Below are 14,433 nucleotides of genomic sequence, written 5' to 3'. Positions count from 1 at the left end.
TAAGGTATAAGTTCTCCCAGATATACTTTTAGTGAGAGAACCAATGAATAAAATAACTTGCTTATCAAAAAAGCTCAAAGAATTTTTTAATGAAAAAGCAGAGAAAATCTCAATTACAACAAGGTTTATAAAAAGAAAGAGAAAGCTAAAAGGTTCATCATTCGTAAAAGCCATGGTCTTGGGTAATATAGGAGTTGATAATTGTAGCGTAGAAACAATGTGTCAATTACTAAACGAGGACTCGATAGATATAACAAAACAAGGTTTGGATTTTAGATTTACTGAAGAAGCAGTGGAATTTATGAAAAGGATGTATAATGAATCTGTGATTCTCTTTAAAAATATCTTGCAAGTTGATTGCAAAATCTTACAGCAATTTAATAGTGTTAAATTATTGGACAGTAGCTATATTACTCTACCTAACAGTATGGAAGAGATGTATAAAGGTTATGGTACTAGCTACAGTGGCTATGAAAGCAATACTAAGTCTGGAATAAAGTTACAATTAGTTTTCGACTACATGAATCAGATAATAGACCAACTTAATTTAACGGAGGGGGTAAGATCAGACCAGGGATATAGGAAACATTTAAGTAATATATTAAGCAATGATTTGCTAATATCTGATCTCGGTTATTTTGTGCCAAGTTCTTTTAAACAAATCAATGAAATAGGAGCTTATTTCATAAGTCGTTATAAATCCGATACCAACATATATGATGTAGAAACAAATCAAAAAATGGAGTTATTAGAATGTTTAGAGGATAAGTTATTTTTAGAAAACGAGGTATTGTTAGGAAAAGAAGCAAAAATTAGAGTAAGAATTATATGTCAGAAACTAACTGAAGAACAGTCTATGGCCAGAAGAAGGAAAGCTAATAGATTAGCAAGATCGCAGGGATATACATCCTCTAAAAGAAATCAAAAATTGTTGAACTGGTCAATATTTATAACTAATGTTCCAGAAAATAAAATTAGTGCTGAGCAAGTATTAACGATTTACAGAGTAAGGTGGCAAATTGAGTTATTATTTAAATTGTATAAAAGCCATATCAGGCTTGATAAGCTAAAAGGAAAGCCATGCAGAGTATTATGTGAACTATATGCTAAATTGTGCGCAATTCTTATATTTCACGGCATAGTTGGTTGCACAGAAGTGAAAAAGAATACAGAACTTAGCTTAACAAAGGCATTTATTGAGCTAAAAAGGCGGGTTAGAGAGTTATTTTTAGTATTAACCAAAATTAATAGTTTAAAAGCATTTCTTAAAAAACTCACTATAACTTGGTCGCGATTTTCATTAAAAGACAAACGTAGAAGGGCTAGAGTATCCACTTTAACCTCTCTAAATTTGCTCACAATCTCTTAACTTGACGCGTATGGGAATAAGATCAGTGTGGCAAAGAAACGATCTTGAGAATTTCAAAAAGAGGTTAAAGGCATTAGAAGCAAAAGTAGCTCAAGATGGCATTATCTTAACAGAAGAGCAGATAACAGCTCTAGAGAAGGTTAAGGAAGAAAAAGAGGCCCATGGAGAAATTGAAACAGAACATCCAGGATACTTGGGTAGCCAAGATAGCTATTATGTGGGTAATATCAAAGGTATTGGACGAATTTACCAACAAACCTTTGTTGATACCTACTCTAGAGTTGCTTTTGCTAAGCTTTATACAGAAAGGACTGCTATTACAGCTGCAGACCTTCTCAATGATAGGGTGATACCGTTTTTTGATGAACAGAAAGTATCATTGCTACGCATTTTGACGGATCGTGGTACAGAGTACTGTGGCAGACCTGAAAATCACGCTTACCAGCTGTATTTGGGGGTAGAAAATATTGATCATTCTCGAACCAAAGCTCGTTCTCCACAAACTAATGGCATCTGTGAAAGGTTCCACAGAACTATGCAAGATGAATGCTACAATATTATCTTCAGAAAGAAAATTTACACCTCTTTGGCAGAGCTTCAGCTAGATGTAGACCATTGGGTGCATTCTTACAATAGATCTCGACCGCATTCAGGTAAATATTGCTATGGTAAGACACCTATGCAAACCTTTTTTGATAGTATGCATATTGCTTATCAGAAAAATATTGATAGCATTAAACAGGATGCTGATTTTGGTTTTGACTTTGTCAATTCTTCTGTCAGTTAATTCACGCCTGTCAGATCAAGTCTGAACTATTACACATAAACAGTCACTTTCAATTGGGTTGTTGTCCAGCTCAAATCGTTGATTCCGCAAATTAATATGCTCTTTGCACTTTGAAGAAATAGAATTTCTGTTTTTTACTTTAACAAGTGCGCCACCATGCCTTGCTAAGCGGGTTGGATGCACGCAATCAAACGTGTCAATTCCAAGCTCTACTCCGCGAAAGATGTCCACAATTCCACCAATACCAAGCAAATGAGTAGGCCTGTCTTTTTTCAGGTGGTCCATAGTGAAAGAAACTACATCATGCATCTGCTCTTTACTTTGACCAAGTGATCCACCTATTGCTTGACCAAAAAATGGCAAATCGTTGATAAAATCATAACTTTCTCTACGTAAATCTTGATACACTCCGCCTTGACTAATTCCATACAGTGCCTGCTTGCCATTATTGTTTTTTTCAAATTCATTTAAAGAACGTTCAGCCCATCTGTGGCTCATGAGCATTGATTTTGCTGTGTATTCTTTGCTTACGTGAAATGGAGTGCATTCATCTAAAACTAGGATTAAATCTGCACCTAATTTCTGTTGAATTTGTACAGATTTTTCAGGAGTTAAGCAATAAATTTTACCATTAATGTAAGAACGAAAAATTGCCCCATCCTCATTAATTTTGATCAAAGTTTTTTGTTTTTTTCTTATTCCTTTTATCTCTTCCGAAACTGATCCGTGGCCTAAGCTAAATATCTGATATCCACCTGAGTCAGTTAGCATTGGCCCATTCCATCCTATCATCTTGCGCAAACCACCAAGTTTTGCAACAGTATTCTCTCCTGGTTGAAGCATTAGGTGATAGGTGTTGGAAAGTATGATTTGGGTACCAGCTTCACTTATTCTTTCAATATCTGCAGCTTTAATTGCAGCTTTTGTTGCGCAGAATATAAAAGCGGGGGTTTCTACGCTTCCATTTGGAGTTTTAATTGTTCCAACTCTTGCAGAACCTGATTGCTTGATTCTCTTGAATGAAAATTCTTCTTTCATCTATTTGCCTGAAAGTTCTGTTATGATGTTTTCTACTTTCTCAGGAGTAAGATTTTCATAGAAGTCATTATTGATCTGCACAACGGGAGCATTAACGCATGCACCTAGGCATTCAACTTCTTTTAAAGTGAACAAATTATCTTTAGTAGTCTCACCGATATTGATTCCAAGTTTTTTTTTTAAGGTATTTAAAACTTCTTCACTATTGCACAACCAGCAAGGAGTTGTTCTACAAATTTGTATTAGATATTTGCCTACTGGTTTTAAATTATACATGGTGTAAAAATTTGCCACTTCATATACACGAATATGTGGAATATGCAGCATATCAGCAACATAACGCATAGCAGATTCAGAAACCCATCCGCATTGCTCTTGAACCAGATATAGTAAAGGCATAACAGCACTACCTTCTCTACCTTTGGGATACATCTCTATAAACTTTCCCGCTTTCTTGAGGTTTTCTGATGTAAAACTAAACTGCTCTTCTTTTTCTATCATTCATGAGACTCGTGTAAACTTTAACAGATTATACCTGTAGAACCAATGATTGCAATTGTTGGTTTTTTGAGAAATAGCATAAAGCTTCTTAGCCCTCTTCAAGCTTATATTTACCTTTTAGTATAAAATATTATATTAATTTTTTAATTTTAGTTAAAATTTTCATTGACATTAACACACAGGAGTAATCATAATAGCATTTTATTAATATTTTAAATAAAATTATGTCTATATTAAGAAGATTGCTCGGGATCAACTCAAATACACCGGAAATTAAAGAAGCGATAGGTTTTAATCCAACAAACGTAGAATTAATTGAGGGGAATGGAGTTGCTTACGGACTCAGCTATCAAGATAATGGTAATGGGAGCAGTAAAGTAAAATTACTTATTAGTCCATTATATCAATCAAAAACATACGAATGTGGTACAAATATCAGCGTAGCAAATGAATTCAAAGATCAATTATCTCTTACATTAATAGAAGATTCAGCTGAAATAGATAAAGTTGGAGTTATCTTTCCTGAAGAAGGAATTAGCGAAGAAGGAGAAAAATGCGTTAAAGGCTTATCTTTTAACACTTACGGAATTAAACAATCAGTTAATACTCCTTCAGTTGAACATTTAGATAAAAGAAAATTACAAAAGAATATTGATAATAATAGTCTTGCAAATGTGGGCAATAGTTACTTTCAACCAAGAGCAGTGAAAGTTGGTAATGGTGACGTAATTGTAATCGCCCATAACTTAAAGGATCAAACTTTAGTTTCTTGGTACTTAAAGTCAAGCGAGAGCGGAAAATTTAAGGTATTGACTGGAGAAAAAGGTGTTACAGAAAGAAAATTGTTCAATTTTGATAATCAGGGGCAATTGGCATTAAATGGAAACACGATGCTTTATTCGCAAGTGAGCAAAAGGATTACTAAGGAAAATCAAGAGGTGAGAAAAACACGTATTTTTAAATTTGATATGGCTAAAGTGATTCAGGGTCTGAAGGATGGAGTTAATGGCTTTTTACTTGGTAATCGAAAAGGTCAAATAGATAATAAAGCACTATCTCTTTCTAGAGAACATGAAATAAGCTTTTTGCAGTATGTTGAACAAACGGAAGGAAATGATCTAGTTGCTTTTCTTGAAAATGACCAATCAGCTAATGAGCAGAGGTTACATATAGCAACTCTACTTAAAAATGGATCAGTGTCAGATTTTCCTATCTATCAATTTACAGATCCTATAGAGCAATTATATATTAAAGGCAACGGTCAGGGTGGTTTTATCGTAACTGCGGTAAGTGGAGAAAATATTGTAACTTTTAATCAAAACGGCTCTGGAAAATCTTCTGAAGCAACAATAATACCGGCAAATAGCATCAAAACTCTCAGTGATTTTGTTAATATCATTAACGGTCGATTAACGCCAGATATTATTTCTAGTAGTACCGTGGCTCCTATAACTGTTGCAGAAACGGTTGTGACTTCTAAGAAGACGCCGACTGCTGCAATTACTAGCACAGCAGAAACCGACGCTGTGAAGACTACTAAATTGACAACGGAAGCCGTTGCACCTACTTCTACAATAAGTAAACCTTCAACGGAGTCAACGACAGTAGCAAAAACAACTACTACTTCACAAGCGACCACGGTTGCTACAACGTCAACTAGTGTGCCGATAGTAACTTCAGGGACTGAGACAAGTACTGTAAAACCTACAGCAGCGACTGGTGCGTCGACTTCTACGATGAGTAAACCTTCAACAGAGTCAACGACTCAAACAAGTACAGTAACAGTGAAGCCAACAACAGAAGCCGTTGCACCTACTTCTACAACGAATAAACCTTCAACAGAGTCAACGACTCAAACAAGCACAGTAACAGTGGAACCAACTGCGCCAACAACAAGCTCAGAGAAAACTACACAAACAGTATTTAGTATACCAAGTACTAGAACAAAAGAGTCAACAACTCCTATATTCACCACGACTTTACTTCCTCAGTCTACTTCTTCACCACAACCTACTCAACTTGCTATAGGGTCTAATAAGGCAGGAATGATAGGGGATCTTTGGTTGGAGCAATAGGTATTGTTGGAATTATAGGATTCATAGCATATAGATATGTTAAGGGTCGTAATGCTGCTCCTGTATTAGAACTAACTGATTTGGGTTATAGAAGGCGATCATCTTCAAGTAGCGATGAAGAAATTTTTACCACTGGTAACAGAATGCGAACTATATATCAATCTGAAACAGTGCTAAATAGTATATCAGTAGAAAGTAGTAGTCGATCAAGAAGTAGCTCATCGTCTTCAAGCGGTGGACCAGGCTCTTGACTAACTGAAGCGGAGTCTAAAAGTGAAAAAAGCTTATCTTGGGATAGTGATGATGTGCCGGAATATCACCTTTAGCTATTTGTCTAAATGTTTTTAATATGTAGACTGTTAGGAAATTGTCTTTTGCTTTTGTGATTTTCATGTTAAAGTATAATTCCTAGGTGAAATAAGTAGCTGCTGTTGTGTGATAAACATAGCAGAGGAAAGTCCGGGCTCCAAGGAAAAATAGTGACGGGTAATGCCCGCCGGAGGTAACTCCAGTTATAGGGCTACAGAAAATTACCGCCTAAAATATTTTTAGGTAAGGGTGAAAAGGTGTGGTAAGAGCACACCATGGCAATGGCAACATTGGTAGTCGAGTAACCAACACTAGGAGCAAGATTAAATAGAAGTAGATTTTATGTTTTCCTCATATCTACTCGGGTAAATCGCATGCGGTAAATGGTAACATTTACTCCAGATAAATAGCTACATAAACAGAACTCGGCTTATATTTCACCTAGGCGTTCACATGATACGTGCGATATAAGCCATGCTATATTTAAATGTGTAGGCATTTCATGCGTTGTCCTTCACTTGTTCTGCTTGATAGCCATCACTACTTTCGCCTACATTAACATTAGAATATTCATCATCATCAATATACTCTTTCAGAACATACCCTCTGCCCCAAACGGTTTCTATGTGGCTTTTTCCATCATTTGCACTTTCAAGTTTCTTACGTAATTTGCACATAAAAACATCAACTATCTTGTTATCTGAAGGTTCATCCAAGCCATTGTAAAGATGATTTAAGAACATTTCTTTTGTTAGTACTGTTCCTTTACGCAGTGCTAGCAATTCTATCATAGAATACTCTTTATTAGTAAGGTGAACCGTTTTACCTTTCACCTCAACAACCCTGTGATCAAAATTGATATTTATATTACCAATCTTTATCACCGATTCAGGATGGCCTTTAGTACGACGCACTATGGCCTTAATTCGAGCTAATAACTCGCTTTTATGAAATGGCTTGGTTAAGTAATCATCGGCACCATACCCGAGTCCTTTAGCTTTGTGATTGACAGCGGATATGCATGAAAGTATTAAGACAGGAACTTTGATTTTTGCACTTCTTAGTCTTAACAATATATCATATCCGTCAATATCACCAGGTAAGTATATATCTAAAATAACTAGGTCATAGTAATCTCCGTTTGAGGAAACCATATTATTGTTATAATCTTGTGCAGAAGTAACAACGTCACAGAAGTGTCCATCAGAAGTTAAGGCGTTAACTACAGTCTTTGCACTTACTTGATCATCTTCAATTAATAATATACGCATATTTTACACCCCATAAATAATTTATAATTTTAGTAATATATATAACTAAGGAAAGTAATAAATCAAATTTTTATTAACAAATGATCAAAATTACACTTATTAATTAATAGTAAATATATTGTTCCAAAGTTATATAAATAGATCTAAAATATAATAGACATACCATGATAGTAATAATATTTTTAGTAAATATTGAATTAAAGTTACTATTATTAAAAGAATACTTCGGTTAATAAATATTTAACTATTCTATATGTCTGTGTTATATTTTTAATTTACTTATCCTACTATTTTAAAGTATAAGTAATATTTTCAGGAATATTGTGTGGCAATATCAATTTTAGGTGCTGGTGCATGGGGTACAGCAATCGCAATTTCATTAGGTAGTAAGAAAGATGTGATTTTGTGGACTCACAATGAAACTACATTTGAATCAATCAACGGGAAAAGAGAAAGTGACAAGCTACCCGGTTGTCGAATTTCTGATAATGTGTCAGTAAAATTGGCTATTGAAGACATAATTAATGCTTCAGTAACAATCCTCGCTGTTCCCACTCAGTCTCTGAGGAAGGTATGTCAGCAATTGCATAATTGTAATCTGAAAAAAGATGTAGCAATAATTTTAGCTTGTAAGGGAATAGAAAAGTCTACATTAAAATTACCTAGTGAAATAGTAAATGAAATTTTACCTAACAATCCTATTGCTATTTTTTCAGGTCCTAGCTTTGCTGTAGAAGTTGCAAGAAAATTACCCTATTCAATGGTTCTTGCATGCCAAAATAACACATTAGGTTCAAAGCTAGTATCAGAGCTGCAACAAGAAAATGTTAAATTGGAGTTTAGTAACGACATTATAGGAGTACAGATTTGTGCAGCGTTAAAGAACGTTTTTGCTATAGCGTGTGGGATTGTTCTAGGTAGTAAACTTGGGTTTAATGCTCATGCAGCATTGATTACGAAAAGTATGAGCGAAATTAAGGCTTTATACTCAGCAAAAATTGGTGACGGTAGTGTGGATATAAATACACTACTTGGGCCAGCATGTCTGGGTGACCTAATTATGACATGCACATCCTTGAATTCAAGAAACTTATCTTTTGGGTTTAAAATAGGTAATAGTGACAATGGCTTTAATGTTCAGCAGATTTTGTCAGAAGGCAAGTCAGTGATTGAAGGTTTTAGCACTGCTGAGTCCATATTTAATTTAGCAGGAAAGCTAAAGATAAAAATGCCTATATGTGAAGCGGTCTATAGATTATTGTATGAAAGCGCCTCTATAGAGGATACTCTTTCTGTTCTTATAAGTTAATTTTGTATTTGGATATATTGTGAAATTTTTATATAAATTAATATCAACGTGGTGGCTGTCTGGAACAGTAAAAAAAATGCCAGGTACTGTGGGTAGTTTGGCTTCTTTTCCGCTTGTTCCTGTAATCCTGAGCAACAAAATTTTAGGTGCAGCAATTATTTCTTTTTTATTCTTAATTGGATTATGGTCTACAGGTAATTATATAAAACATTACAAGACTTCATGTGATCCAAAAGAGGTAGTAATTGACGAAGTGGTTGGTCAATTGCTGACGATACTTTTAGTTTCGATATTGTTAAGCCAAGAGATGAATTGTTCTTCATTGTTGTTGTGCTTTTTTTCTTTTAGGTTTTTTGATATAATAAAAACGTGGCCTATAAATTTAATCGATAAAAATACCAAAGGTCCTTTAGGTATTATGCTAGATGACGTTATAGCTGCAATTTTAGCCTGTGTTCTTATAGGAGCCTTTTATTGTTTATTGTTGGTGTATGCAGGATAAAAAAATTTATTATTCAAGCTTAATTGTTCAAAATCTAAAGGATTATATACTGTACACAGCGAATTTATCTGAGTGGGAAGTACACGATGAATTTGATAACATCATATTTACAATAAATGGTACCAGGGAGTCATTATTTAATTTTGTGTTCTGTGGAGATCAATGTACCGAGCTTTCTATACAAAAAACTCTAGATTATCTCAGAACAAGAGATATAGAAGCAACATGGGTAATAAATTCACATATGAAAATAAGAGATATTTTAGAAAAGTGTGAAATAAAACACGTTAGCACACCAAAAAAAGCTTTACTTAATATGAAAAATTACTTTTTACCTGCTGATGTTATTCCAAACTTGAGGTTAAATGCTGTGAATGGTAGCAACCTCTTAGAACAGTTAGATCTACACACTTCTAAAATTTTTTATCATGGCGTTGGAATTGTCAGCACATTTTTTCGCGGATTATCAAATTATGATGATAAGAACTCAAGATTAAGATTTTTTCTTGTAACACTAAATAATGAAATTATTGGGACATGCGGTCTTTATGTTCAAGATAGCGTAGCTGGTTTTTATAGTGATGGAGTTTTACCAATTTACAGGAATCGTGGAATAGGTACCCAAATGGTTTTAGAAAGAATAAAGATAGCTAAACAGCTTGAATGCAAATATATAGTAGCACATTGTATGAAATCTTCTGTGAACCTTTATAAGAGATTGGGCTTTCAAATGTTAGGCAATCTTTACTTATATACCTCTTCAGCATAATTCTGAGCGGTTACAAATTTTTACATTTGTTTTAAAAGTGCTATGTTTTTTTTGTATGAAGTGGTTTTAATATTGATTCTAATATTATTCTTTCTCTCTTATTCTAAATTAAAAATTAGTAATAAGATTAAGAACTTACAGCATCAAAATGTTATCATAAATAATTTAATTGATACTGTGAATGATGGGTTTTATATTTGGGATGCAAAAAAACGTATAGAAAAGTTCTCTCCCAATTTACTAATTTTGCTTAATACTGTTTTTTACTCATTTAATGAGTTTGTGAATTTTTTTGAGCAATCAGAAAGCTTAATCAAAAATTTTGTTGAGGCAAAGGAAATAAATAAATCTTTTACTCTAGATTTAAAGTCAAAAGACAGTGAGGTTTATTGCATATGTTACGGTAGAAGCATAATAGATGATTCTAACAATGTGATAGGTGTGCTGTTATGGATAAGGAATGTCTCAGACTGTAAGATAAAGGCTAACGGACTTGAGTTAGAAAATAGTAAGCTTACACAGGAAGTGGAGAGCTATAAAAACGTTTTCAACTCTTTACCATTTCCAATACTAAGATATAACAAGAGTAGAAAGGTGGAATTTTATAACTTGTTTTATGATAAATATGTAGATGGTTCTAAGAAATTTGCTATTACCGGTAGCGCTCATAGCACAAAACCAGGAAGACATGTCATAACTTATAAGAACGAACCTAAGGTTTTCGATTTTGTTAAAATTCCAATACAAGGTTCTGGTAGCATAGTAATGTATGGGAAAGATGTTAGTGATGCAGAGAAATTATATACTGAATTAAACAGTTATTTAGCTACACAGAAAAATTTGCTTGAGAGGTTACCGGTTGCTATAGTAATATATAGTAAGAATCAAAAGCTAAAATTTTATAATAATGCTTTTATAAAAACCTTTCAATTTGACCCAAAATTTTTGGCATCTTACCCAACTTATCACGAAGTTATGCTTTACCTCTTCGAATCTAAAAAGCTTTTAGAAAAAGAGGATTTTCAAACTATTAGTAACCAAAGACATGAGTTGTTCAAAAAATTATTTGAATCGTACGATGATACGATGCACTTCACAAACGGAAAAGCGTTCAGGGTATTAACAATACCCTACGCTTCGGAAGGTTTGCTGTTCTCTTACGAAGAATGCAAAAGATAATACTTAAACTCCTTCTCTCTCTACCATGAGCTGTTTTACTTTCGCTATTGCTCTTGCTGGATTAAGTCCTTTAGGACAAGTTTTTGTGCAATTCATTATTGTATGACAACGATACAACTTGAATGGGTCGTTTAAAACATCAAGTCTTTCACCTGTCTTATTATCACGGCTGTCAGCAATCCATCTGTAAGCTTGTAATAGTATTGCTGGTCCTAAAAATTTATCACTATTCCACCAGTAGCTTGGGCAACCAGTCGAACAGCAAGCACATAATATACAGTCGGACAAGCCATCTAATTTTTTTCTATCTTCAGAAGATTGAGAGTATTCTTTATTTGGTAGGGCAGGCTTATCTGCTTGTAACCAAGGTTTAATTGATTTGTATTGCTCATAAAATTGGCTCAAATCCGAGACTAGGTCCTTTATTACATACATGTGAGGTAATGGATATATTTTTACGTCACCTTTTATATCATGTATAGATCTAGTACATGCAAGAGTATTGGTTCCGTCAATATTCATGGCACAAGATCCACATATGCCTTCTCTACAAGAACGTCTGAAAGTTAAAGTCGAATCTATTTCATCCTTTATTTTTATTAATGCATCAAGTACCATAGGGCCACAACTATCCATATCAATAAAAAATGTGTCTATTCTAGGGTTTTTCTCGTCATCAGCAGACCAACGGTAAATTTGAAATCTTCTGATGTTTTTTGCTCTAGCAGGAATAGGATAAATTTTGCCCTTTTGATTAATTTTAGAATTCTTTGGCAAAGAAAACTGAACCATATCACTTACCTTTTATTGTTTATAGCTAAAACCCTTTGTAGATAACATATTTTATTATCATCTACTATATTTTTATTAAATTCCTTTTAAATCGCACACATATTGTAGCCAAGCGAAGCTAAAATCTCTCTTTCTAGATTTTTCATTATAATTTCTTCATCTTTTTTTTGGTGATCATAACCAAGTAAATGCAGTAATCCATGCACTAACATGTGTGCAATGTGAGCAAGAATGGGTATATAATACTCATGCGATTCTCTTTTTATTGTGTCTATTGAAATTGCTATGTCTCCTAAATCGCACTCATTAGACAATTGTTCATACGGAAATGATAGTACGTTAGTTGGCTTATCCATTTCTCTAAATTTTAAATTAAGTTGATGTAGCAAGTCATCATCAGCCAGAGCTATTGATATATTTGGTTTATAGTGGTCTATTTTTAATTCTTTTAGAGAAGCATTGATGACACCTAATACAAAATTTTTAGGATTTTCTATAATGCTGCACCATTTCTTGTCAAGAATATTTACTTCTAACATGAGTGACACATCAGTAAGGGTGTCATGCAAATAGCTGACACTGGAATCCAAAAAAGAAGAGTTATAGACCCTTGTGTCATGTACACAACTGTACGAATATTGTACACTAGAAGGATGTCATCCCAGTGTCTAGGCACTGGGATCCAGGAATTTTGATTAGACATCAAGTTAGTGAATATAAAAGTAGCTAATCTTATATTAAAACACAACGGCTTTAATGTGGTTGCATTAAGGCTGGATTCCAGTGTCAAGCACTGGAATGACACCTTTGTGTTTGATGCAAAATCGGCTATAACGTTTAATGCACTGCCTTCGAGACAAATATTCATACAGCTGTGCGTTGTGTGCTGAGATGACATCATTTAGGAACTGAAATGACAGGTATTACACATCACTCATCCTTATTATTTCATTCCATTCAATTTCCGAAACTGGGGCAATTGATAAACGTGGTTGTTTTAATATAGTCATATTTTTCAAAAGTGGGTTTTGTTTTATATTATTTAACGTTACTTGGTTATTTAAAGGTTTCAAAAACTTTACATTCACTAATCCGAACTTGGGATCATTAACATGATAATACTCTTTAAATACTTCAACGATTCCAAGTATTGCTTTCTCTTTACCTGTATGATAAAAAAACGCAAGATCGCTTGCTTTCATAATTTTCATGTAATTTTGAGCTTGATAATTGCGCACACCATCCCACTCAACTACCTGCTCCTTTTCCATTTTTTGCCATGAGTATTCACTTGGCTCTGACTTAAGTAGCCAAAATTGCATTATTTTTTTCTTCTTAAGTAAGCTGGTATATCATAGATATTGCTGCCCCACTTAGCTCCTTCGCTTACCTGTTCAGCTGATTTTGTTTCCAGTGTTTTGTCTTGTGTACTTTCACTTTGACTATATGGCCACTTAAATTTCTCTTTCTCTGAGTCTTCGCTCTGACTTATAGGTGAAGTTTCTGATTTATTATTGCGACCATCAATGCCAGTTGCAAGAACAGAAACTCTAACTCTTCCCTCCATCGCTTGATCAAAAGTAGCACCAAATATTATATTTGCATTTTCATCTACTTCTTCACGCACTCTATTGGCTGCAGCATCAACTTCAAACAGAGTCATATCTCCGCCACCAGTAATGTTAATTAATATTCCTTGCGCACCTTTCATTGATACATTATCAAGCAATGGATTAGATATTGCAGCCTCTGCAGCACTAATTGCTCTATCTTCTCCTTCTGCCTCTCCGGTGCCGATCATCGCTTTGCCCATCTCGCTCATTACTGTTTCTATATCAGCGAAGTCAAGATTGATAAGCCCTGGCATGACCATCAAGTCAGTTACTCCTCTGATGCCAATGTGCAGAACATTATCAGCAAGTTTAAATGCATCAGAAAATGTAGTTTTTTCATTTGCAATTCTAAATAAATTCTGATTTGGAATGACAATAAGTGTATCCACGTATTTTTGCAGTTCTTCAAGTCCAAGCTCTGCAATGCGCATACGGCGCACACCTTCAAAACCGAACGGTTTAGTTACAACTCCAACAGTCAATATCTTTTTTTCTTTTGGCGCTCTATCCTTAACTGCGGCTCTTGCTTCTCTGGCTGCTTTTGCAATTACCGGTGCTGCACCGGTTCCAGTACCACCGCCCATTCCTGCTGTGATGAAAAGCATATGACTATCTTTTATATGCTCCATAATCTCATCAATTGACTCTTCTGCTGCACCTTTGCCAACATCAGGCAAAGCACCAGCACCAAGCCCCTTAGTTAAATTAATGCCAAGCTGAATTTTTTTATCACATAACGACTTTTCTAGTGCTTGAGCATCGGTATTTGCGACAACAAAATTCACTCCTTGCAAATTAGATTGGATCATGTTATTCACAGCATTTCCACCAGCACCACCCACTCCCACAACGGTAATCCTTGGGTGTAATATAGGCAACTCCGGCAGACTAAGATCAATAGACATTTAAATTACTCAAA

The 14,433-nt window shown here is 34.5% G+C and carries 15 protein-coding genes, 1 other RNA gene and 2 pseudogenes; 11 read left to right on the top strand and 7 right to left on the bottom strand.

Annotation, left to right across the window (positions count from 1 at the left end):
* Positions 1-43: 43 nt before the first annotated feature.
* Entirely contained in the window at positions 44-1,369 is a 1,326-nt protein-coding gene (locus ABWU73_RS04520; protein WP_264339118.1) for an IS4 family transposase, read from the top strand.
* 13 nt (positions 1,370-1,382) lie between these two features.
* Positions 1,383-2,156 (top strand): annotated as a pseudogene (locus ABWU73_RS04515) (integrase core domain-containing protein); the annotation flags it as partial.
* A 33-nt stretch (positions 2,157-2,189) separates the two neighbouring features.
* Here the strand turns inward: ABWU73_RS04515 and tgt are convergent.
* Together tgt and nuoE are read right to left on the bottom strand one after the other, a co-directional pair.
* Positions 2,190-3,194 (bottom strand): annotated as a pseudogene (tgt, locus tag ABWU73_RS04510) (tRNA guanosine(34) transglycosylase Tgt); the annotation flags it as partial.
* On the bottom strand, positions 3,195-3,695 hold the full coding sequence (gene nuoE, locus ABWU73_RS04505; RefSeq protein WP_264329512.1) for an NADH-quinone oxidoreductase subunit NuoE: 501 nt from the start codon (positions 3,693-3,695) through the stop codon (positions 3,195-3,197).
* A gap of 224 nt (positions 3,696-3,919) precedes the next feature.
* On the opposite strand from nuoE, the gene ABWU73_RS04500 reads away from it, so the two are divergent.
* The 3 genes from ABWU73_RS04500 (at position 3,920) to rnpB (ending at position 6,528) form a co-directional block, all read left to right on the top strand.
* Positions 3,920-5,770: a hypothetical protein gene (locus ABWU73_RS04500; protein ID WP_353285460.1), complete on the top strand. Its 1,851-nt coding sequence runs from the start codon at positions 3,920-3,922 to the stop codon at positions 5,768-5,770.
* Positions 5,755-6,021, top strand: a complete 267-nt coding sequence (locus ABWU73_RS04495; RefSeq protein WP_353285459.1) for a hypothetical protein — start codon at positions 5,755-5,757, stop codon at positions 6,019-6,021. The genes ABWU73_RS04500 and ABWU73_RS04495 overlap by 16 nt, the downstream gene beginning before the upstream one ends.
* 157 nt (positions 6,022-6,178) lie before the next feature.
* Positions 6,179-6,528, top strand: an RNA gene (gene rnpB / locus ABWU73_RS04490) — RNase P RNA component class A.
* A gap of 51 nt (positions 6,529-6,579) precedes the next feature.
* Here rnpB and ABWU73_RS04485 read toward each other — a convergent pair.
* Positions 6,580-7,350: a response regulator transcription factor gene (locus ABWU73_RS04485; RefSeq protein WP_265017705.1), complete on the bottom strand. Its 771-nt coding sequence runs from the start codon at positions 7,348-7,350 to the stop codon at positions 6,580-6,582.
* Between the two features lie 325 nt (positions 7,351-7,675).
* Here ABWU73_RS04485 and ABWU73_RS04480 point away from each other — a divergent pair, with 325 nt between their 5' ends.
* The 4 genes from ABWU73_RS04480 to ABWU73_RS04465 are packed head-to-tail and all read left to right on the top strand — an operon-like array spanning position 7,676 to position 11,109.
* Entirely contained in the window at positions 7,676-8,659 is a 984-nt protein-coding gene (locus tag ABWU73_RS04480; RefSeq protein WP_010962796.1) for an NAD(P)H-dependent glycerol-3-phosphate dehydrogenase, read from the top strand.
* A gap of 19 nt (positions 8,660-8,678) precedes the next feature.
* Complete coding sequence (locus ABWU73_RS04475) at positions 8,679-9,161, top strand: phosphatidylglycerophosphatase A (RefSeq protein WP_006279290.1); 483 nt, start codon at positions 8,679-8,681, stop codon at positions 9,159-9,161.
* The gene (locus ABWU73_RS04470; protein WP_006280097.1) at positions 9,151-9,930 is read left to right on the top strand and encodes a GNAT family N-acetyltransferase; all 780 of its coding nucleotides are present in this window, start codon (positions 9,151-9,153) and stop codon (positions 9,928-9,930) included. Before ABWU73_RS04475 ends, ABWU73_RS04470 begins: the two co-directional genes overlap by 11 nt.
* A gap of 42 nt (positions 9,931-9,972) precedes the next feature.
* Positions 9,973-11,109 carry a hypothetical protein gene (locus ABWU73_RS04465; RefSeq protein WP_010962793.1) on the top strand — a complete coding sequence of 379 codons (1,137 nt, stop codon included), beginning with the start codon at positions 9,973-9,975 and terminating at the stop codon, positions 11,107-11,109.
* 3 nt (positions 11,110-11,112) lie between these two features.
* Here ABWU73_RS04465 and ABWU73_RS04460 read toward each other — a convergent pair whose 3' ends face one another.
* Positions 11,113-11,901, bottom strand: coding sequence for a succinate dehydrogenase iron-sulfur subunit (locus ABWU73_RS04460; protein WP_010082472.1), 789 nt, complete (start codon positions 11,899-11,901; stop codon positions 11,113-11,115).
* Positions 11,902-11,987: 86 nt separating this feature from the next.
* Positions 11,988-12,440 (bottom strand): rRNA maturation RNase YbeY, encoded by a 453-nt coding sequence (gene ybeY, locus ABWU73_RS04455; protein WP_010082473.1) that lies wholly within the window; start codon positions 12,438-12,440, stop codon positions 11,988-11,990.
* 24 nt (positions 12,441-12,464) lie between these two features.
* Here ybeY and ABWU73_RS08140 point away from each other — a divergent pair, with 24 nt between their 5' ends.
* Together ABWU73_RS08140 and ABWU73_RS04445 are read left to right on the top strand one after the other, a co-directional pair.
* Entirely contained in the window at positions 12,465-12,596 is a 132-nt protein-coding gene (locus tag ABWU73_RS08140) for a hypothetical protein (protein WP_255322244.1), read from the top strand.
* Between the two features lie 15 nt (positions 12,597-12,611).
* Positions 12,612-12,791 (top strand): hypothetical protein, encoded by a 180-nt coding sequence (locus ABWU73_RS04445; protein ID WP_022626337.1) that lies wholly within the window; start codon positions 12,612-12,614, stop codon positions 12,789-12,791.
* A 33-nt stretch (positions 12,792-12,824) separates the two neighbouring features.
* Here the strand turns inward: ABWU73_RS04445 and ABWU73_RS04440 are convergent, their stop codons facing one another.
* Together ABWU73_RS04440 and ftsZ are read right to left on the bottom strand one after the other, a co-directional pair.
* Positions 12,825-13,223: an EVE domain-containing protein gene (locus ABWU73_RS04440; RefSeq protein ID WP_007549395.1), complete on the bottom strand. Its 399-nt coding sequence runs from the start codon at positions 13,221-13,223 to the stop codon at positions 12,825-12,827.
* Positions 13,223-14,419 carry a cell division protein FtsZ gene (ftsZ, locus tag ABWU73_RS04435; protein WP_264329515.1) on the bottom strand — a complete coding sequence of 399 codons (1,197 nt, stop codon included), beginning with the start codon at positions 14,417-14,419 and terminating at the stop codon, positions 13,223-13,225. The genes ABWU73_RS04440 and ftsZ overlap by 1 nt, the downstream gene beginning before the upstream one ends.
* Positions 14,420-14,433 lie beyond the last annotated feature (14 nt).

The organism is Wolbachia endosymbiont (group A) of Andrena helvola, from assembly GCF_964028415.1.
Taxonomy (GTDB): Bacteria; Pseudomonadota; Alphaproteobacteria; order Rickettsiales; family Anaplasmataceae; genus Wolbachia; species Wolbachia pipientis.
Note: the sequence above shows the minus strand (reverse complement) of the source record. Positions and strands in the feature narration are given on the sequence as shown.

Bases quoted from the DNA above. Each gene is read 5' to 3' on its own strand.
- ABWU73_RS04520 (WP_264339118.1), top strand. From the start codon at position 44: ATGAATAAAATAACTTGCTTATCAAAAAAGCTCAAAGAATTTTTTAAT.
- nuoE (WP_264329512.1), bottom strand. From the start codon at position 3,695: ATGATAGAAAAAGAAGAGCAGTTTAGTTTTACATCAGAAAACCTCAAG.
- ABWU73_RS04500 (WP_353285460.1), top strand. From the start codon at position 3,920: ATGTCTATATTAAGAAGATTGCTCGGGATCAACTCAAATACACCGGAA.
- ABWU73_RS04485 (WP_265017705.1), bottom strand. From the start codon at position 7,350: ATGCGTATATTATTAATTGAAGATGATCAAGTAAGTGCAAAGACTGTA.
- ABWU73_RS04470 (WP_006280097.1), top strand. From the start codon at position 9,151: ATGCAGGATAAAAAAATTTATTATTCAAGCTTAATTGTTCAAAATCTA.
- ABWU73_RS04465 (WP_010962793.1), top strand. From the start codon at position 9,973: ATGTTTTTTTTGTATGAAGTGGTTTTAATATTGATTCTAATATTATTC.
- ABWU73_RS04460 (WP_010082472.1), bottom strand. From the start codon at position 11,901: ATGGTTCAGTTTTCTTTGCCAAAGAATTCTAAAATTAATCAAAAGGGC.
- ybeY (WP_010082473.1), bottom strand. From the start codon at position 12,440: ATGTTAGAAGTAAATATTCTTGACAAGAAATGGTGCAGCATTATAGAA.
- ABWU73_RS08140 (WP_255322244.1), top strand. From the start codon at position 12,465: ATGCAAATAGCTGACACTGGAATCCAAAAAAGAAGAGTTATAGACCCT.
- ABWU73_RS04440 (WP_007549395.1), bottom strand. From the start codon at position 13,223: ATGCAATTTTGGCTACTTAAGTCAGAGCCAAGTGAATACTCATGGCAA.
- ftsZ (WP_264329515.1), bottom strand. From the start codon at position 14,419: ATGTCTATTGATCTTAGTCTGCCGGAGTTGCCTATATTACACCCAAGG.